General features: G+C 71.0%; 15 protein-coding genes and 1 pseudogene. 13 read left to right on the top strand and 3 right to left on the bottom strand.

Annotated features, from left to right (window positions below; translation table 11 throughout):
• From ACH4OA_RS30855 to ACH4OA_RS30835, 5 genes and pseudogenes are all read left to right on the top strand, one after another.
• Positions 1 to 92, top strand: a pseudogene (locus ACH4OA_RS30855) (lytic transglycosylase domain-containing protein); the annotation flags it as partial.
• 623 nt (positions 93 to 715) lie between these two features.
• Positions 716 to 3,271 (top strand): SpoIIE family protein phosphatase, encoded by a 2,556-nt coding sequence (locus ACH4OA_RS30850; protein WP_397972579.1) that lies wholly within the window; start codon positions 716 to 718, stop codon positions 3,269 to 3,271.
• 252 nt (positions 3,272 to 3,523) lie between these two features.
• Positions 3,524 to 3,886 carry a MarR family winged helix-turn-helix transcriptional regulator gene (locus ACH4OA_RS30845; RefSeq protein WP_397972596.1) on the top strand — a complete coding sequence of 121 codons (363 nt, stop codon included), beginning with the start codon at positions 3,524 to 3,526 and terminating at the stop codon, positions 3,884 to 3,886.
• Positions 3,883 to 5,316 (top strand): MFS transporter, encoded by a 1,434-nt coding sequence (locus ACH4OA_RS30840; RefSeq protein ID WP_397972576.1) that lies wholly within the window; start codon positions 3,883 to 3,885, stop codon positions 5,314 to 5,316. Before ACH4OA_RS30845 ends, ACH4OA_RS30840 begins: the two co-directional genes overlap by 4 nt.
• A gap of 33 nt (positions 5,317 to 5,349) precedes the next feature.
• Complete coding sequence (locus ACH4OA_RS30835; RefSeq protein ID WP_397972574.1) at positions 5,350 to 5,643, top strand: DUF1330 domain-containing protein; 294 nt, start codon at positions 5,350 to 5,352, stop codon at positions 5,641 to 5,643.
• 164 nt (positions 5,644 to 5,807) lie between these two features.
• Here the strand turns inward: ACH4OA_RS30835 and ACH4OA_RS30830 are convergent, their stop codons facing one another.
• A complete protein-coding gene (locus ACH4OA_RS30830) occupies positions 5,808 to 6,557 on the bottom strand; it encodes an SDR family NAD(P)-dependent oxidoreductase (RefSeq protein ID WP_397972571.1) in 750 nt (249 codons plus the stop codon).
• Positions 6,558 to 6,685: 128 nt separating this feature from the next.
• On the opposite strand from ACH4OA_RS30830, the gene ACH4OA_RS30825 reads away from it, so the two are divergent.
• The 8 genes from ACH4OA_RS30825 to ACH4OA_RS30790 all read left to right on the top strand — a co-directional run bounded on the left by ACH4OA_RS30825 (position 6,686) and on the right by ACH4OA_RS30790 (position 17,355).
• Complete coding sequence (locus tag ACH4OA_RS30825; protein WP_397972567.1) at positions 6,686 to 7,120, top strand: Rrf2 family transcriptional regulator; 435 nt, start codon at positions 6,686 to 6,688, stop codon at positions 7,118 to 7,120.
• A gap of 426 nt (positions 7,121 to 7,546) precedes the next feature.
• A complete protein-coding gene (locus ACH4OA_RS30820) occupies positions 7,547 to 9,073 on the top strand; it encodes a UbiD family decarboxylase (RefSeq protein ID WP_397972565.1) in 1,527 nt (508 codons plus the stop codon).
• 591 nt (positions 9,074 to 9,664) lie between these two features.
• Positions 9,665 to 11,164, top strand: coding sequence for an MATE family efflux transporter (locus tag ACH4OA_RS30815; protein ID WP_397972562.1), 1,500 nt, complete (start codon positions 9,665 to 9,667; stop codon positions 11,162 to 11,164).
• Complete coding sequence (locus ACH4OA_RS30810; protein ID WP_397948674.1) at positions 11,112 to 12,554, top strand: phenylacetate--CoA ligase family protein; 1,443 nt, start codon at positions 11,112 to 11,114, stop codon at positions 12,552 to 12,554. The genes ACH4OA_RS30815 and ACH4OA_RS30810 overlap by 53 nt, the downstream gene beginning before the upstream one ends.
• Complete coding sequence (gene glyA / locus ACH4OA_RS30805) at positions 12,547 to 13,851, top strand: serine hydroxymethyltransferase (RefSeq protein WP_397972559.1); 1,305 nt, start codon at positions 12,547 to 12,549, stop codon at positions 13,849 to 13,851. The genes ACH4OA_RS30810 and glyA overlap by 8 nt, the downstream gene beginning before the upstream one ends.
• 14 nt (positions 13,852 to 13,865) lie before the next feature.
• Positions 13,866 to 14,990, top strand: coding sequence for an aminotransferase class I/II-fold pyridoxal phosphate-dependent enzyme (locus ACH4OA_RS30800; protein ID WP_397972556.1), 1,125 nt, complete (start codon positions 13,866 to 13,868; stop codon positions 14,988 to 14,990).
• Complete coding sequence (locus ACH4OA_RS30795; RefSeq protein WP_397972553.1) at positions 14,987 to 15,925, top strand: D-isomer specific 2-hydroxyacid dehydrogenase family protein; 939 nt, start codon at positions 14,987 to 14,989, stop codon at positions 15,923 to 15,925. Before ACH4OA_RS30800 ends, ACH4OA_RS30795 begins: the two co-directional genes overlap by 4 nt.
• Entirely contained in the window at positions 15,922 to 17,355 is a 1,434-nt protein-coding gene (locus ACH4OA_RS30790) for an FAD-binding oxidoreductase (protein ID WP_397972551.1), read from the top strand. The genes ACH4OA_RS30795 and ACH4OA_RS30790 overlap by 4 nt, the downstream gene beginning before the upstream one ends.
• 162 nt (positions 17,356 to 17,517) lie before the next feature.
• Here the strand turns inward: ACH4OA_RS30790 and ACH4OA_RS30785 are convergent, their stop codons facing one another.
• Together ACH4OA_RS30785 and ACH4OA_RS30780 are read right to left on the bottom strand one after the other, a co-directional pair.
• Positions 17,518 to 18,024: an amidohydrolase family protein gene (locus ACH4OA_RS30785; protein WP_397972594.1), complete on the bottom strand. Its 507-nt coding sequence runs from the start codon at positions 18,022 to 18,024 to the stop codon at positions 17,518 to 17,520.
• A gap of 105 nt (positions 18,025 to 18,129) precedes the next feature.
• Positions 18,130 to 18,372 carry a hypothetical protein gene (locus ACH4OA_RS30780; protein WP_397942632.1) on the bottom strand — a complete coding sequence of 81 codons (243 nt, stop codon included), beginning with the start codon at positions 18,370 to 18,372 and terminating at the stop codon, positions 18,130 to 18,132.
• Between the last annotated feature and the right edge of the window lie 210 nt (positions 18,373 to 18,582).

The raw sequence follows: 18,582 nt of genomic DNA, 5'->3' as shown, positions 1-18,582 counted from the left end.
CCCAGATCAAGTGGGGCCTGGACTACATGAACTCCCGCTACGGCAGCCCGGCCCAGGCCTGGAACTTCTGGCAGGCCAACGGCTGGTACTGAGCCGCACCTCCCGGGACAGACGCCCTCCCACAGCGGCTCACCGGCCGCACCCACACGCTCGTACCCCCGCCCTCCCGGCGGGGGTACACGCGTATGCACGGAAAGGCTCCGCCACCCGTCGCTCGGGCTGTTTTTCCAGTGAAGGACCATCCCCGCGAACCTGATGAAGACCGCCTCCTGCCAGCCGGGACGGCCGGTGCGGGAGGATGGGCTGTCCGGTCCGTGGCGCAGGGAGTGCGCCGCGGCGAAGGCGGATGCCCCACTCATCCAGGCGACCACCGGCCCCTCGTGATCCGCGGCCGCCAGGCGATCAGTGGCCGCTTATGATCCGCCGCCAGCGGCCCCAGCCACGCACGCCCGACCCGCCGGCAGAACACCGGTCGGCGGCACCGCCCGAGGCCGCCCGGCACCGCTGCCCCTCCATACCAGCTCGTCCATGGACGGATCGTCCACGTCCACGGCCGGCGCCTCCCTGCCGTCATGAGGATCGCCGCCCTCGCCGCCCCGGCCCAGCGAAAGCACGCCCTGTTAGATTTTCGCTTCTCAGAGGGATTGATCGTGCTATGGATCGCTCTAGTCCACCCGGAGTTCTTTACCGGCGTTTTCCTCCGGAGACGCGCAGTGTGCCGCTGGCCCGGCGGTTCGTGCGGTCGGCGTTGCGTGGTGTCGCGCCGGAGGTGGTGGACACCGCCGAGCTGCTGGCCAGCGAGCTGGTGACCAACGCGGTGCTGCACGCGCGTACCGAGGTGGAGGTCCGGGTCTGGTCGCACGAGGGACGCGTGCGGGTGCGCATCGGCGACAGCCGGCCGGCCCGCCCGTTCGTGCCGCGGGAACCCAGGCCGTATGCCGGTGCCGGACGGGGCCTCGCCATGGTCGAGGAGCTGGCTTCCAGTCATGGAGCCCACGTCGGGGAGGGCCGTAAGACGGCCTGGTTCGAGCTGTGGCCCAAGGCCCCGGCGCCGCCGACGTCCGGATGGGAGTCCGTGCCGCTGTACGGGCGAACCGCGACCGTGACACTGATCGACCTGCCCTACATCGTGTTCCGCGCGGCGCAGCAGCACGCTGACGAGATGCTGCGCGAGCTGATGTTGACCCCCTGCGTCGAGGAGCGCACCGGGGTGTCGGGCCCCGAGCTGCTGGCCGCCGGCGATGTGGCCAACGTGATCAATGCGTGCATGACATCCGCGCTGGCGGAGACGGTCATCGGCGGCACCACGGTGACCCTGGAGATCGCGTTTCCCCTGGACGCCGCGCCGGCCGTGGACGCCTTACGGCACGTGTGCGAACACGGCGACGCGGCGGCGCAGCTGGGCGCCCTGCTCACCCTCCCGGCTCCACCGAACGTGCGGAGCAACTACCAGTGGGTGCTCGACCAACTGGTCACTCAACTCTCCGGAGGTCCGCCCACCGCGTGGACGCTGCAGCCCGGCGTGCCGGACGCGACCTCCGTCGAATTCACCCCGTGGGACGCCGGTGACGTGGAGGACAGTGGTGTCCCGACGGTCGCGGCCGACGACGACGGCCGGATCATCGCGGCCAACGCCGCTCTGGCCGACCTGCTGGGATGGCAGGCCGACGAGCTGATCGGCCGGCCCTTGACGGTGCTGATTCCCGAACACCTGCGCGAGCGTCATCGGGCGGGATTCACCGCGCTCCGGCTGACCGGCCGTTCCCGCATCATGGGCCGGTCCATCCCACTGCCGGCGCTGCACCACGACGGCAGCCTGGTCCCCGTACGCCTACACGTCCAGAGCCAGGAGGCGGTGGACGGCCGCACGGTGCGGCTGGGCCAGTTCATGCCCAGAGCGACGGCTCCCGGAGAGGACCGGCCGGTGTCACGTCCCGACCCCGGTCCTTCGGTGCGGCTGCACACCGGTGCGGCAGCGGTACCGTGGGCCGGCGGCGCGGAGGGGGCACGGGCGTGGGAGCGGTTGAGCTTGCTGGCCGACACCACCAGTGCGCTGTCGAGCACACTCGACTTGCGCGAGGGACTGCGCCGGGTGTGCCACGTCCTCACCCGGCAGATGGCCGACTGGTGCGTGGTGGACCTGCTCGACGAGCATGGGGATGCCGAACGGGTCTGCGTCGTCCACCGCGACCCCCGGGCACTGAGCGTCGGGGTGGACCTCGGCAGGCTGCCCCCGGTGGCCGAGAACGCGCGAGGACCTCTGGCCCGGGTCCTGCACGGCGCGGGCCCCCTGCTGATCACCGATATCCCGTCACCGGACCAGGCGGAAAGCGCCCTGGACGCCCGGCAGCTGGAGCTGTTCGAGCAGCTGGACGCCACCAGCACGATCATGGCCCCGCTGCGGGCCCGCCGCGAGGTGCTGGGCGCCCTGATCGTCGTACGCACCCGCCACGACGACCCCTTCACCGAACAGGACGCGCTTCTCGTCGCCGACCTCGTGAAAGGCATCTCGCTGAGTGTCGACAACGCCCGTCTGCACCAGCACACCCGTAACGCGGCCGAGCGCCTTCAGCGTTCCCTGCTGCCCCGCCTCCCGCACGTCCCGTCCATGGAGATCACCGCCCGCTACGCCCCGTCCAGTACCACCGCCCAGGTCGGCGGCGACTGGTTCGACGCCTTCACCCTGCCCGACGGCGACACGGCACTGGTCATCGGAGACGTGTCCGGGCATGATCTGAACGCCGCCGTCACGATGAGCCACCTGCGCAACATGCTCCGCGGCATCGCCGTCGACTGCCAGGACCGCCCCTCGGAGGTGCTGCGCCGCCTAGACCTCGCGACCCTCACCCTGTACCCGCACTCCACCGCGACTTGCGCCTACGCCGTCGTCAAAGGCCCCCGCAACGGCCCATGGGAAGTGCACCACTCATCCGCCGGTCACCTCCCCCCGCTGCTGACCTGCTCCAACGGCGACACCCACTACCTGGAAGCCGCCTCCGGTCTCCTCATCGGCGTGGACAGCACCCTTCCCCGACCCACCGCCCGCGACCCGCTGCCGGCCCACTCCACCCTGCTCATGTACACCGACGGCCTGATCGAACGCCCAGGGGAATCCCTCAGCGACGCCATGGCCCGCCTGCGCCGGCACACCGCCGCCCTCGCCCAGGCCCCCCTCGACGTCTTCTGCGACGAACTGATCCTCGGCCTCGGCGCCGGCAGCACCGACGACATCGCCCTCCTCGCCCTACGCCCCGCCCCGCCGGGCGCATGACCGGGCCGGGCCGGTCGGCCGGCGCCGCCAGGAGCACGAGCAGCACCACCAGCCCGGTCCCGGGATGCTGCCCTCGGACCCCGAGCGCAGTCAGTAGAGCCGGAGCCAGCCGACCCTTTCCATAGACTATGAATATAAAAAGGCTATGCTTCGGGCATGAGTCGTCAAGACACCGCTCCTGGCGCGCCCGCCGCCATCGGGGCAGCCCTCTACGGCCTGGCCACCAGGGCCGCGAGACGCCTGCCCCGGGACATGAGCCTGACATCCGCCGCCACCCTGGCCACCCTGGACCGGACCGGCCCGCGGCGCATCACCGATCTGGCCGCGGTCGAGGGCGTCACCCAGCCCGCGATGACCGCCCTGGTCCGGGTGATGGAGGAGTCCGGCCTGGTCGAGCGGCGGGGCGACGCGTCCGACAGGCGGGTCACGCTGGTGTTCCTGACCGAGGCCGGCGCCTCCTATGTCCGGACGCGGCGCCAGGCGGGCGTCCAGGCGTTCGAGCGGTTGATCGGCCAGCTCACCGGCGACGAGGTCGAGGCGCTGGCGGCGGCCCTTCCGGCGCTGAAGCATCTGGCAGAGCTCGAAAGCCAGGACCGCGAAGGGCCGAGGCAGTGACCGGGCAGCCGGCCGGCGGGGCCGCGGTGGAGGCGTTACCGGTGGCGCGTTCCGAGGCGCGGCTGCTGGTCCCCGCCCTGGTGTTCATCGCTCTGGTCGTGGCGGCGGTCGCCAGCCTCGGGACGCCACTCATCACCAGCGTGGCGACCTCGTTCCACGTCTCGCTCGGCAGCGCGCAGTGGACGCTGACCGTCGCGCTGCTCAGCGGCGCCGTCGCCACGCCGGTCCTGGGCCGGCTCGGAGCCGGCCCGCACCGGCGGGTCACGATCCTCGCCACGCTGGCGGTCGTCGTCGCCGGCAGCGCGCTCACCGTGCTGCCGCTGCCGTTCGCGTGGCTGCTGGCCGGCAGGGCGGCCCAGGGCGTCGGGCTCGGGCTGACGGCGCTGATGATGGGCGTGGCCCGGGACCACCTCCCCGAGGAGCGCAGCCCGGCCGTGATCGCCCTGATCTCGGTGGTCTCGATCATCGGGGCCGGCGTCGGCTACCCGCTGGCCGCCCTGCTCGCCGAGCTCGGCGGGGTACGGGCCGCCTACGGCCTCGGCCTGGTCGTCACCGCCGCCGCCCTCCTGACCGCGTGGCGCTCCATGCCCGAAGCCCCCGAAGGCCGCTCCGCCCACGTGGACGTGGCAGGCGCGGTCGTCCTGGCCGCTGCGCTGCTCCTGGTGCTGTTCCTCGCCGGCGAACGGAATCTGTGGAGCCGGCACCTCGGCGTGGCGGCGGGCCTCGCCGTCGTCGCGGTGGTGCTGCTCTGTTTCTGGGCCGTGATCGAGCTGCGCAGCACGACGCCCCTGGTCGATGTGCGGGCGGTGCGGCATCCGGCGGTCGCCGGGGCGAACCTCGCCATGTTCGTCGGCGGGATCGGCATGTACCTCCTGCTCACGCTCGTCACCCGGTACGCGCAGACGCCGCACGGCGCCGGCTACGGCTTCGGGCTGACGACCTTCGTCGCCGGGCTGGTCCTCATCCCGTTCTCGGTGCTGGGATTCGTCGCCGGCAAGCTCACGCCGCGGGTCCAAACGCGCGTCGTCGGCCCCTTGCTCCTGGCCGGCAGCGCCGTCGTGGTCGGCGGCGGGTTCGCCCTGTTCGCGGCGGCCCGGTCGGACCTGGCCGAACTGTTCGCGGCGATGGGCGTGCTCGGCTTCGGCGTCGGCGGCTTCTCGGCCGCGATGCCCGGCGTCATCCTGGCCGTCACCCCCAAGAGCGAGACGTCGAGCGCCATGAGCTTCAACTACGTCGTCCGCAGCGTCGGGTACTCCCTGGGCAGCGCCTTCGGCGGCCTGATCCTCGCCGCGGGCACCGGCCCCGGCCACCTCTTCCCCGACGACAGCGCCTACACCACCGCGGCGCTGGTCGGCATCGGTGCCATGGCGATCACGACGCTGACAAGCCTCGCTCTCGCCCGCCGACGCTCGCCCGAGACCAACCCGTAAGTCGGATGCACTCGTTCCCACACTGGAGGTTCCATGCCCAAGGGCTACTGGGTCAGCGCCTACCGCACCATTTCAGACCCCGAGAAACTGGCTGCCTACAACAAGCTGGCCGGTCCGGCCGTCGCGGCCGGGGGCGGCCGGGTCCTCGTGCGTGGCGGCCGGGTCGTGGCGCATGACGCCGGAATCGCCGAGCGCACCGTCCTGATCGAGTTCGACAGCTTCGAGCAGGCCGTCGCGGCGCACGAGAGTGCGGCCTACCAGGAGGCGCTGGCCGCCCTCTCCGACGGCGTCGAGCGCGACTTCCGCATCGTCGAAGGCATCGACTGACCGAGGTCCAGCCGGATCTTCACTGGTGGCGGAGGGGAGACCCCCTCCGCCACCGTGCACCGTCACCGTCCGCAAGGGCGGTGCGCGGCGCCTTGTCGCGGGTCGTCGGCCGTGCGCGCCCCGAAGGCGCGGTGTCCTTCGGGGCGCGCGGCAGGGGCTCGGGTTCAGGCGTTGTAGCCGCCGTGGGCGTCCAGCACCGCGCCCGTGACGTACGACGCGGCGGGGCTCGCCAGGAAGGCGATCGCCGAGGCGATTTCGTCGGGGTGCCCCATGCGTTGCAGGGACAGCGAGCTGACCAGGGCATTGAGGGTCTCGGCGTCCGGCGGTTGCATGCCGCCCTCCATCAGTCCCGCCTCCACGACGTTGGCCGTGATGTTCCGGGGCCCGAGGTCGCGTGCGACGCCCATGGTGTACCTCTCGATCCCGGACTTGGTCGCCGCGTAGTCGGCAAGGCCGGGGGCGCCGACCCGTGAGCCCAGTCCGGAACTCACCGTGATGATGCGGCCGCCCTCGCGCAGCACTCGGGAGGCGGCCCGGATGACGGCGATCACGCCGAGGTAGTTGGTGGCGTGCATCCGGTCCAGTGCGGCGGTGTCGGCGTCCGGGTCGTCCACCGTGCCGGCCACGGAGATCGCCGCGTTGTTGACGAGGATGTCCAGGCCGCCGAAGTGCGCGACCACGTCGTCGATCAGCGCCGGCGCCCGGCTCGTGTCCGCCTGGTCGGACTGGAAGGCGACGGCCTTGGCTCCCTTGCCGTGCACCTCGTCGGCGACGGCCTGCGCCTGCTTCTCGGAGCTGACGTAGGTGAAGGCGACGTCGGCGCCCTGCCCGGCCAGCAGCCGTACGGTCGCGGCTCCCAGTCCGCGCGACCCCCCGGTGACCAAGGCGACCTTGCCTGTGAGTGGCTTGCTCATTCTTCTCACCTCGTTGATTGACCCTTCCCGGCAGTCGCAACGTTAATTGTTACGACAGGATGTTGCAACCTCCACTGTTACGACTGCGCTGTCGTAACATGAAGCGTTGCGGCCGATAGGAGGGCTTCGTGAGTGCCAACAGCAGGTTGACCATCGCCGCCCACGCGCTGGCCTGGATCGGTCTCTATCAGCGCCAGGGCCATGAGGTCGCCACCTCCGAGCAGATCGCGACCAGCGCGAACACCAACCCCGTGGTGATCAGGCGGCTGCTCGGCGAGCTGCGCAGGGCCGGGCTCGTGGAGTCCCGGCGGGGCGTGGGCGCGGGCTGGTCGCTGGCGCGCGAGCTGGAGTCGATGACCCTGCTCGACGTGTACGAGGCAGTGGAACCCGGCCCGCTGTTCGCGATGCACCGCACCACCCCGGACCAGGGATGCGTGGTGGGTTACGGCATCCAGCCGGCGATGCAGGGCATCTACGAGGGCATCGAGGAGACCCTGAGACAGGAGCTGGCCCGCGTCACGCTCGAGAACGTGCTCCAAGACGTACTCGCGGCACCTCGCTAGCCTCCCCGTTACGCCTTGACATCACCAAGATCCCCATCGATCTCCAAGCCGGTGAATTGCCTGGCAACCGGTCACGCCAATGCCGGTTGCGCCATCTCCCGCTCTTTACTCGCGCTCATGGCCGTGCTCCGCACGGTCAGCCCGGCGGTGCTGCCGGCGAGCCCGGTCCGCCGGACGCGCGACCTCGCGTGACCGCGGCCGTGGACGTGACCGTCGCGGCCGTAGTGACCTGGTGCGCCACGGCGGGTGAGGTCCGTGACCGCCGCGGGGGTCACGGTTCCGGGGGCCGTTGCGTCTCCCTACGCGCACGCCTGCGGAAGCCGAGGGGTGTCTCCGAGGTGCGGTGGCGGAAGAAGCGGGTGAAGACCGTCGTGCTGGAGAAGCCGAGCCGAGCCGGTCCGCGACCGCGGACGCCGGGAGCTGTGTGTGCAGCAGCAGCCGTTTCGCTTCCAGGACCAGCCGGTCGCCGATGAACGCCTTGGCCCTGCCCTCGACTTCCGGGCCTTCGTCGCACGGCTGCTGGCCGACGGCGACGCGGTCGAGATCGGCAGGAGCGTCGATCCGCACCTCGAAGTGGGCGCCGTGACCCGTCGGGCGTACGAGACCGGCGCACCTGCCCCCTTGTTCACCTCCCTCACCGGCGCCGCTTCCGGCCACCGCCTCCTGGGCGCCCCGGCCGGACTGGGCGACCCCCGGTCGGGCGCCGCCCACGCGCGGCTCGCCGCGCACGTCGGGCTGCCCCGCGACGCCGGGCCGCGCCGGATCGTGGAACACCTTGTCGCCACCATGCACGCGGACCCCGTCGCGCCGGTCGAGGTCGCCACCGGCCCGTGCAAGCAGAACGTCCGCACCGGTGACGACGTCGACCTGGAACTCTTCCCCGTACCCCTGCTCCATCAGGAGGACGGCGGACGGTACTTCGGCACCTACGGTCTCCACGTGGTGCGCACCCCGGACGGCTCGTGGACGAGCTGGTCGGTGGCCCGCACCATGCTGCGCGACCGCAGGACCCTGGTCGGTCCCGCCATGGCGCAGCAACACGTCGGCATGATCCGCGAGGCGTGGCGCGAGACGGGCCGGCACACGCCGTGGGCGATGGTCCCGGGCGCCCCGCCCGGGGCGCTCGCCGCCGCGGGGATGCCGCTCCCGGCGCACGTCGACGAGGACGGCTACGTCGGCGCGCCCACCGGCAGCCCGGTCGAGGTGGTCCGAACCGAGACGAACGGACTGTACGTGCCCGCCAACACCGAAATCGTCCTGGAGGGTTACCTCAGCAGCGACGAGACCGCCCCCGAGGGACCGATGGGGGAGTACCACGGGTACGCCTTCCCCGACGGCAAGGAGCAGCCCGTCTTCCACGTCGAGGCGGTCACCTACCGCGACGACCCGATCCTGCCGGTCTGCGCGGCCGGGGTGCCGCCGGAGGAGAACCACACGATCCGGGGCACCATGATCGCGGCCGCCGCCCTGGACGTGCTGCGCGCCGCCGGGCTGCCGGTCACCCTGGCGTGGTGCCCCTACGAGGCCGCCACCTGCTGGCTCGCCGTCTCCGTCGACCGCGCCCGGCGGGCCGAACTCGGCCTGGACCGGTCCGGGTTGATCCGTTCGATCGCCGACGTGCTGTTCGCCTCGCACGCCGGATGGCTGGTGCCCAAGGTGATCGTCGTCGACGACGACATCGACGTCACCGACATCGGCCAGGTCGTCTGGGTGCTCGCCACGCGCTGCCACCCGGACACCGGCCACCACACCTTCCCGCACGCCCCCGGCATCCCGATGGTCCCCTGCCTCACCCCCGAGGAGGTCCGCGCCGCCCGGGGCGGCAAGTCGGTCACGGACTGCCTGCTGCCGGACGCCTTCCGCGGCACCACCGCCTCCTTCCGCACGTCGTACCCCCGCGAACTGCGGGAGCACGTGCTGGAGAACTGGACGGACTACGGCTACGACGCCTGACGTGCCGTGCGGTGCCGTGCCGGACCGGGTGGGGCGGGACGAAGCGGGCGGACCCGCGCGGCTCACGGACGGCGGCGCGGCAGCGCTCCGGGCCGGCCAGGACGTCCACGTGGCAGCAGGGTCACCGGGGTTGAGGCCGGTGCCCGGCGCCCCTATGCGGTCGACGCGGTCCAGAACTGAGTGCGGTGGCGGCTGCGGGCCACTCCGGCCGGATGCACGTGGTGCCCGGCCCCCGGCCGAGTGGGTCTGCGGGCGGGCCCCAGGACGCGGGAGACCGGCCGGCACGCGGACACCGCGGGCCGGACCGGCCCCTTCGCCCTGGTCCGTGCCCTGCTGGGGAACCCCATGGTGCCGGCCGGTGCCCGGTCCCGGTGGCGCGGACCGGCCGGGCCTGACACGTCGGCGGTGCGGTCCGGCGGGCCCGGCACACCGGCAGTGCTGCCGTTTCCCTTTTTCACCTGCTGTCCCAGGGCATGGACTTCCGGCCAAGTTCACCGCGGGTCTTGGCCGGGGAAGCCGCCGTGATCTACGCTCGGAATTGAAATTGAAATTTCAATGGGGGGAACGCATCATGCTGACTCGCTCCTGTCGATGCAACATGTCGATGATCCCGGCCCGTACGCGACTGAAAAAGCCGGCTCCGTTGGTGATGCGGCGGTGAGGGAGCCGGTACCGGTAGTCCGGAATTCCGGACGGGGAATGGTGCGCAGGGTTCTGCCCCTGGGTCTTCCCCTGGCCATAGGGTTCGTCGCACAGCTCGCCATCTCCTTCACCGACGCCGCGCTGGTGAGCAGACTCGGGTCGGACGAACTGGCGGGAGTGACCCTCGCGCTGAGTGTTTTCAGCGCGACCATGCTCTTCGGTCTGGGAATCGTGACAGCGGTCACCCCCAGGCTGGCGGCCGGTCATCGCGCGGCCGACGCGGGCGCCGTACGCACCTGGTTCGTGCAGGGCGCGTGGCTCGCGGTACTCGTGGGAATCCTGGGCATGGCGGTCCTGCTGAACACCGGGAACATCCTGGCCTTCCTCGGGCAGAGCCCGCGGACAGCGGGTATCGCGCAGGACTACAACGTGGGCGCCGCCGCCGGGCTGCCCCTGTTCCTGCTCTACGTCGACGCCCGGTGCCTGCTGACCGGCATCGGCCGGCCCAGGCCGGCGACCTGGGTGATGCTGGCGGCCGTCCCCCTGAACCTGGCCCTGGGCTACGCCCTGACGTTCGGCGCCGGGCCGGTTCCCGGCCTGGGGGTCTTCGGAGCGGGGTTGGCGAGCACGCTCGTGCGGGCCTTCATCGTCCTCGCCGTCGCGGTCCTGCTCCTGACCGGCCGGTTCCGCGGGCTGGGGCTCAGAAACGTGTCACTGGCCCCCCGTCTTCCCCTGCTCGGCGAACTGCTGGCCGTGGGCTCCTGGATCGGCGTGCGCATCCTGCTGGGAGAGGGGTTCCTGCCCGTCCTCGCGTTCTTCGTGGGCGGCTTCGGAGCCGACGCGACCGCCGCCCACGCCATTGGTCTGCGGTTGGAGACCCTGGTGGTCGTCTTCGCTCTCGGTTTCTCCGGCGCGGCGACGACGGTGGCCGCGTGGGCCCGGGAGGACGGCGACTGGCGGGCTCTTCGCGACCTGCGGAACGCGCTGGTGACGATCGGGCTCGGCTACTGCGCCGGCCTGTCGGCGGTCATGCTGGCCTCGTCGGGCTTCATCACCCGGGTGCTCTTCGGGCTGCACGATCCCAGGGCGGAGAGCATGGTGCACACACTTCTCCCGCTCGTAATCGCCTATCTCGTCGTCGACACGCTCATCACCATGTCGATGGGATATCTGGTGGGCCTGTCGGACACCAGGACTCCCACGGTCGTGGTGGGTGCGGGCTACTGGATCATCGGTCTCGGAACCGGCATCCTCCTGAGCCAGCTGACACCTCTCGGATTCTATGGCCTGTGGGTCGGTGTCATCGTCGGCGGATGCGGTATCGGGATATGTGTTTTCGCGCGGATCGGACAGCATATCGCCATTGTCAAAAACACGCGGAAAAAGGGAGACGTCAATGCCGGACCCCACATTCTCGGACCTGGCCGGAGCGGGCACCGGCATACGTGATGTCGAGAGCGACATCGCGGCGGACGGCAGAATCGCCCCATACATCCGCAGGAGTGACCGGCTGGTCCCGGAAACCCCGAGACAGCAATTACGCATCAAACGTAAATGGGAGCTGGAGAACTCCCGGCTGCGCGCACGCCCCCGCATGGACCCGGACGAGGTCAGGACCTGGCAGCTCGACCGGCTGCGCACCCTCGTCGACGGAGCCTATGCGACGATCCCGTTCTACCGGGAACTGTATGCGGCCGTCGGGTTCGAACCGGGGGACATCGTCACCTGGTCCGACTTCGAGCAGCTGCCCGTCATCGACAAACGCATGCTCATCGAGGCGGGCGTAAGCGAGGAGACGAGGAAAGCGGCCGGGACGCGGACCGTCCACTCGGCCCGTACCTCCGGATCCAGCGGACTGAACCTGACGATCCTCCAGGACAACGCGAGTACCGACTACCGCGTGCTGCTGAACATGCGCCACGCCGAACTCGCCCTGGGCCGCGCCCTGAAGCCGGACGACTGGCGCTACCAGGTGTACTTCGCCGCCGAGCGGCTCACCTCGCTGCTGGGCGCCTACCCTTACGTCACCGTCGCCCAGGAGTGCCCCACCGGCATCCTCCTGGAAAACCTGGCCCAGGTCCGCCCCCAGGTCATGCTCTGCTTCCCGAGCTATCTCCAGCGCCTCGCGGAGGAGAACACCGCCCTCGACACCCTCGGCGTGGAGACGGTCATCACCAACTCCGAGCGCAGCAGCCGCGAGGAGCGGGAGAAGTACTCCCGGATCTTCCAGGTCCCGGTGCTCGACGAGTACTCCTCGGAGGAGTTCTCCCTCATCGCCTACGAGTGCCGGGAGCGCCACTACCACCTCGTCGAGGACAGCGCCTACATGGAGGTCGCCGCGGTCGGCGAGAGCGGGTTCGGGCACCTGGTCGGCACCTCGCTCGGCAACGCGTTCATGCCGTTCATCCGCTACGACCAGGGGGACATCGTCCGCCTCGCCGTCCCCGGCGCGACCTGCGGGTGCGGTTCCCGCTTCCGGATGATCGACGCGTTCCGGGGCCGCGAGGACGAGAAACTGCGCGACGGACGGAGCCGGACGGTGCCGGCCGACGCCGTTCTCGGCCTGTGCGACCGGACCCTGGTCGTCGAGGAGTCCAACGTACGCCAGTACCAGATCGTCCAGGTGGCACCGGACCGTATCGAAGTGCGCCTGCAACTGTCGGACCCACGGAAGGACACCGCGGACAACATGCTCCTCACCGAGTTCGTCCGCGAGCTGTCGTCGCTGTTCGTCCACGAGAAGATGCAGGTCGGCATCGTCCGTGCCGACACCTTCGACACGTTCGTCTCCGGGAAACGACGCCTCATCTACACCGAAGGGGCCTGGACGCGTGACTGACACGGACGGCAACGACCTCCCCACGGCAGGGACGCCGGAGAAGTGGGCGAAGCTGCGGAGCGAACTCTTCGAACTCGGCGCCCGGCAGGAGGCGTACGAACGCTCCGTCATCAACCTGATCGCCAGTGACAACGCCGTGCCGGGATGGCGGGCCCGCTCGCTGCCCTACACGGGCGACATGATCCAGGAGGGAATCGTCGGCAAGCGGCCCTTCGCCGGTGCGGCCCTGCACAACGAGCTGGAGCGCGTCGCGGCGGAGATCGCGTGCGAGGTCTTCGGCGTGGATCACGCCATCCTCCAGTCCCATTCGTGCAGCCAGGCCAACCAGGCCGTCTACCAGGGCCTGCTGCGGCCCGGGGACCGCGTGCTCGCGCTGCGGTTCCGCGCGGGCGGGCACCTCACCCACGGTATGCGGGCGAACTTCTCCGGCCGTGACTACGCGTTCTCGTTCTACGGGGTCGGACCGGACGGACGTATCGACTACGAGGAAGCACGCCGCACCGCGAAGGAGTTCCGCCCCCGGCTGGTCATCTGCGGCTCGTCGTCGTACCCGTGGAGCTACGACCTGGCCGCTCTGCGTTCCCTCTGCGACGAGGTCGGCGCCTATCTGCACCTGGACCTGTCGCACGAGGCGGGGCTGATCGCGGGCGGCGCCTTCACGTGCGACCTGCGGGCCGCCGACGTGGTGACGATGTCGCTCGACAAGACACTCAGGGGACCGCACGGGGCCGCCCTGCTGTGCCGTGCCGAGCTGGCCGGCCGCATGGACGCCGCGGTCCACCCCGGGACCCAGTCCAGTTTCCCCATCCGCAGGCTCACCGACGCGGCGGCGGCGCTGCTGGAGAGCCGTACGGCCGCCTTCGCCGAGTACGCGGGCCGGAGCGTCGCGCTGGCCCGGGCGCTCGGCCGGCGGCTGCAGGAGCACGACCCACGGGCCGTCGTCGGCGGCGGCACCGACAAGCACTACCTGCTCCTGGACACCCGGCGGGTCTTCGGGCACGACGGGCGCGCCGCGGAGGCGCTGCTGGAGGACCTGGGCGTCCTCACCAACCGTCAGTCGCTGCCGCACGATGCCTCCGACCGGCTCAGGGACGCCGGCGGACTGCGGCTGGGCACCGCCTGGCTCTCCTCCTGCGGCTACACCGTCGCGGACGCGGAGGAGCTGGGCCGGCTGGTGGTGCAGGCGCTCCGCGGCGGGGACCGCGGCACGTGCGCCGCCGCGTTCCGCGAGCTGACCGGCCGGGACAGGCCGGGCGACGTGCGTGCCATGGCGGAACTCTTACCGGCGGCGAACTGATGGGGGACCAACGCGTGAAGACACTCACGGACTACGAGCAGATAGGTTTCCTCACCGAGGCGAACCTCGCGGACGGCCACGCCTATCAAGGGCTCACCGCCGGCCAGGAGGTGATCGTCGACCGGCTCGGCACCGCCTGGCGCACGTCCGAGGCGGAGTCGGTCCCGGAATCGGAGCACCGCTACATCGGCCGGTACGCGCGACTGATCGGGTCGCCCGGACTCCAGGCGGCCCCCGGGCACCTGATCCTGCCGACCGCATCGAACTCGATCGACCTCGTCGCCGCGTATCTGACCCTCACCGGCAAACGCGTCCTGCTGACCTGTCCCACCTTCGACAATCTCGCCCTGATCCTGCGCCGACGAGGCGCGGACCCTTCTCCCGTCTCCGAACGGGAGGTCCGCGACGGCGAGTCACTGGCCCGCCGGCTCCCCGGCGCGGACGTGCTGTTCCTGGTGAACCCGAACAACCCCACCGGCACCAACCTGTCCGAGGATGCCTTCACCGCGCTCGTGCGCGCGTGCGTCGAGCATGGCGTCACCATCGTCATCGACGCCAGCTTCAGGCTGTTCTACCCGCCGGCCTGGGACACCTACCGTGTCCTCCAGGACCTCGGCGCCTCGTACATCGTCTTCGAGGACACCGGCAAGATCTTCCCCACCCAGGACATGAAGGCCAGCCTCCTGTCCTGTTCCGCCGACCACCGCGCCCCGCTGCGGGAGATCTACAACGAGATCTACCTCTGCGTCTCCAAATTCACCCTGCGGGTCCTCGGAGACTTTTTCGAAGACGCACGCGTCACCGGCCTCAACCGCTCCCTGCACCGCCTCGTCGCACGCCGGCGCACCCGGCTGCGGCAGACGCTGGGCGAGGACCTCGTCGAGCGGGAGGCCCGGCCGAGCCGCATCAGCGTGGAGTGGCTGTCCACGGCGGGCACCGGCCTCGACGACCAGACCGTCGTACGGGAACTGCGCGGCCACGGCGTGGGCGTGCTGCCCGGACGCGGGTTCTTCTGGGACAGCCCGCACGCCCCGCACAGCACACGCAACATACGGGTCAGCCTCATGAAACCGGACAGCGAGTTCGAACGCGGACTCACCCGCATGGCCGAGTACTTCGACAAGGCGGTACGCCGGTGAAGATCGTGGTCTCCGGCCAGTCCGTACCCCTGCGACTCGCCGAGTACTGCCGCCGGCGGGGCATCACCGTCGACCACGTCGACGCACCGATCACCCAACAGGAACTCTGCCGGCGCGTCCGGGACGCCGACCACTACCTCCTCGGCGGTGACGAACGGCTGTCCCGGACCGTCCTGGAGTCCGCTCCCTCCCTGCGCTGCATCTCCTTCGCCGGCACCGGCGCCGGCTCGTTCATCGACCTGGACGCGGCACGCGACACCGGCGTACGAATCCTCACCACCCCCGGGGTGAACGGCGTCGCGGTCGCGGAGTTCGCCCTCGCACTGGCCGCCGGCATGATGCGCCGGGCCCTGCCCGACCTGCACGACCGCAAGCAGCCGTCCCGGAACTCCACCGAACTCACCCGCGCGACGGTCGGCATCCTGGGCCTCGGCGCGACCGGCGCGGCCCTGGCCGGGATGCTGGTCCGCGGGTTCTCCTGCCAGGTCCTCTACCACTCCCGCACCCGCAAGGAACACCACGAGAAGGCCCTCGCGCTGACCCACACCGGCCTCACCGAACTGTTCACACGCAGCACCACCGTGTTCGTCTGCTGCTCCCTGAACGAGGAGACGACGAACCTGGTGGACGACCGGCTTCTCGGCACGGGACCCACACCCCGCTACCTCGTCAGCACGGCCGATCCCCGGGTGATCGACCCCGACGCCCTGCGCCGCGCCCTGGAGACGGGCGCCCTGACCGGCGCCGCGCTGGACGGCTACTACCAAGAACCCCTCCCCGACCCCGCGGACGACCCCCACGGACTGCTGCGCCTGCACGGCACCTCCCTCTTCGTCACCAGCCACATCGCCGCCTCCTCCGCGACGTCCTGGTCCCGGATGGAGAACGCGGCGGTCGACAACCTGCTCGCCGTCCTCGACGAGGAGGCCCCGTGAGCGGTGAGGCGGCCCGGGCCCTGGTCGCCCGGCTGAGAACCGTCGTGCCGGACGGCTGCCTGGTCCTGCCGTCGTCACCGCGGTACGACACGGCCCGGCAGGTGTACAACCGGATGCACGACCACCGGCCCGCCGCGATCCTGCGCAGCCTCGACGAAACCGTCCTGCGCAAGGCCCTCACCAGCGCCGCCACGCTCGAAGTCCCCGTCGCGGTACGCGGCGGCGGCCACCACATCGGCGGATTCTCGACCGTCGACGCCGGCCTGGTGATCGACTTCTCGGAGTTCCGGGCCGTCGCCTACGACCCCCACACCCAAACGGCCCGGGTACGGCCCGGAGCACGCCTCGGGGACCTCGACACACAACTCGCCGCCTACGGCCGCTGCGTTCCCTCGGGCACGGTCAGCGACACCGGAATCACCGGACTCACCCTGGGCGGCGGGATCGGGTGGCTGGTGGCCGGTCACGGACTGACCTGCGACCACCTCAGCGGCGCCCGCGTGCTCCTCGCCGACGGCCGGATCCTGGACGTGTCCCGCGACCAGCATCCCGACCTCTTCCACGCGCTGCGCGGCGGCGGGGCCGGTGCCTTCGGGATCATCCTGGAACTGCGCTTCCGCACCCTCCCGCTGCCCCGGATCACCGCCGGTTCCGTACGCTTCCCGCTGAACCGGGCAGCCGACGTGCTCCACCGGATCCACGCACTGCTGGAAGAACGCACACCCACCTCACTGACGCTCGCCCCGACCCTCCTCCACCGTGACGGAGTGCCCGAACTCTCCGTCGACCTGTGCTGCCACGGCGACGCCCGCGAGACGGCCAGGGAAACCACCCGGCTCAAAAAGAGAATCGGGGGCGACTGGTCGGATGTCACAGAACGGCCATACCCGCGCTGGCAAGCACACTTCGACTCCTCCTTCCTGCCGCCCATGCGCGGCTACTGGAAATCCACCCACTCCACCCGCCTGGCCCTCGACCCCGACTTGATGACCGACGCCCTGCGTGCCGCACCCACCGCCAGATGCTCGCTACTCGTCGAGTACTTCAACACCGACACCCTGCACGCCCACGCCGAGGGATCCGCCTACCCCCTGCGGGACTCACGGATGGGCGTCCTGCTGTCGGCGAGATGGCCGGACCGGGCACAGGACGACACCCATGTCCACTGGGGACGCACCTGGACCGAACGGCTGCGATCCGGGCACGACAGCGTGCGGGCGTACTCCAACTACTCCGACACCTCCGACTCCCACGCAGGCATGGCCGGCGCCGGCAACGCCCTGCGACGACTGGAGAAGACGTACGACCCGGACCGCCTGTTCGCCCGAGGCCACCGAGCCGGACTCACGGACACCCGGAAAGCCCGGACACCACAAGACGACCAGCAAAACCGGCTGCCGTCCGGGCCCACCACCCCAACGGCGCCGTAAACGCGCCGACGGACACCCCGCTTGCGATGCCCAGCACTCTGCCGCGCACCGGTACCCCTCTTCTCTGGGTGCGGCGGGTTCGGGGCGGTCTCGTTCGGCGGCACGCCGTCGGCGAACACCTTGACGCCGATCACCGCCAGCGTCATCGGGGCCACGTCGTCGTCAGGTACCGCGAGCCCTGCCAGGCCGGCCGTCACCTCGGCAGCCGAGCCGCCCATGGGCGCGGGCAGCAGCAACACCTCTACCCGATACACCAGTTGGCCCGCGCGCCAGTTCGGTGTACGCCTGGAGCGTCGCCGTGTAGAGGCCCCCGCCGAGGATCTCGGTGCCGCCCGGACCGAGTCCCGGCTCCGTGTAGCTGGTGGTGCCCTCCGCGTGCAGCGCCGCCACGGCCATCCGGATCACCTCCTTGCGTTCCGGGACGGTCGCGGGCGGTATCAGGCCCTGGACGAGTGCCTGCGCCGTCTCCTTCAGGACGCCGGTGGGCTCCCCGGTGGCGTCGGTCTCGATGACACCGCCCGCCGGGGACCCGGTGCCGCGGGTGATCCCGGCGACCTCCAGCGCCCTGGAGGTCGCCCAGACCATGTGGCCGGAGAAGTCGGTCAGGCAGACTGGGTGAGCGGGGGGCGGCCCCGTCCAGGTCGCCCTGGTGCGGGCGGCGGGCCGGATCGGCCAGGCACTCCGCCAGGTAGCCGACGTCCCACCCGAGCCCGGTGATCCACTCGCCGTCGGGCGTGCCCGCGGCGGCCCGCCGTACCGCGTCGGCGATGTCGGCTATGACCGCACGGCCGGGTGGCCGATGTCCAGCGCGAACGGGGGCCGGGTCAGCGCCCAGGCCGCGGCGTGCAGGTGGGAGTCGTTGACACCCGGCAGCACCGTGCGGCCGGCCAGGTCGATTACATGGGTGTCCGGCCCGGCCGGCGCGGTGATCTCGGCGTCGCTGCCCACCGCGAGGATCCGGCCGGCGGCGACGGCGACCGCCTGTGCGACGGTGAATCCGTCGTCGATGGTCAGCACGTCGCCGCCGGTCGGGATGAGGTCGGCTCGGCGACGGTCCGGCCGCCGCCGGAGCGTGTCAGGTACACCTCACCGGTCCCGTCCGCCCCAGACGGACAAGAAGGCGGTACGGGCCGGCGTGTGACGGATCGTCTCCGCGTCCGGACCTCGCGCATGGCTGGTCCAGACCTTGACAGGTCCAGACCAGCAGGGATTGAGTGACCGGCACGT

The sequence above is a fragment of the Streptomyces sp. NPDC017095 genome (genome assembly GCF_044332325.1).
Taxonomy (GTDB): domain Bacteria; phylum Actinomycetota; class Actinomycetes; order Streptomycetales; family Streptomycetaceae; genus Streptomyces.
Note: the sequence above shows the minus strand (reverse complement) of the source record. Positions and strands in the feature narration are given on the sequence as shown.

Coding starts and splice junctions, on each gene's coding strand:
- ACH4OA_RS30845 (WP_397972596.1), top strand. CDS start 3,524: ATGAGCCTGACATCCGCCGCCACCCTGGCCACCCTGGACCGGACCGGC.
- ACH4OA_RS30835 (WP_397972574.1), top strand. CDS start 5,350: ATGCCCAAGGGCTACTGGGTCAGCGCCTACCGCACCATTTCAGACCCC.
- ACH4OA_RS30830 (WP_397972571.1), bottom strand. CDS start 6,557: ATGAGCAAGCCACTCACAGGCAAGGTCGCCTTGGTCACCGGGGGGTCG.
- ACH4OA_RS30815 (WP_397972562.1), top strand. CDS start 9,665: ATGCAACATGTCGATGATCCCGGCCCGTACGCGACTGAAAAAGCCGGC.
- ACH4OA_RS30810 (WP_397948674.1), top strand. CDS start 11,112: ATGCCGGACCCCACATTCTCGGACCTGGCCGGAGCGGGCACCGGCATA.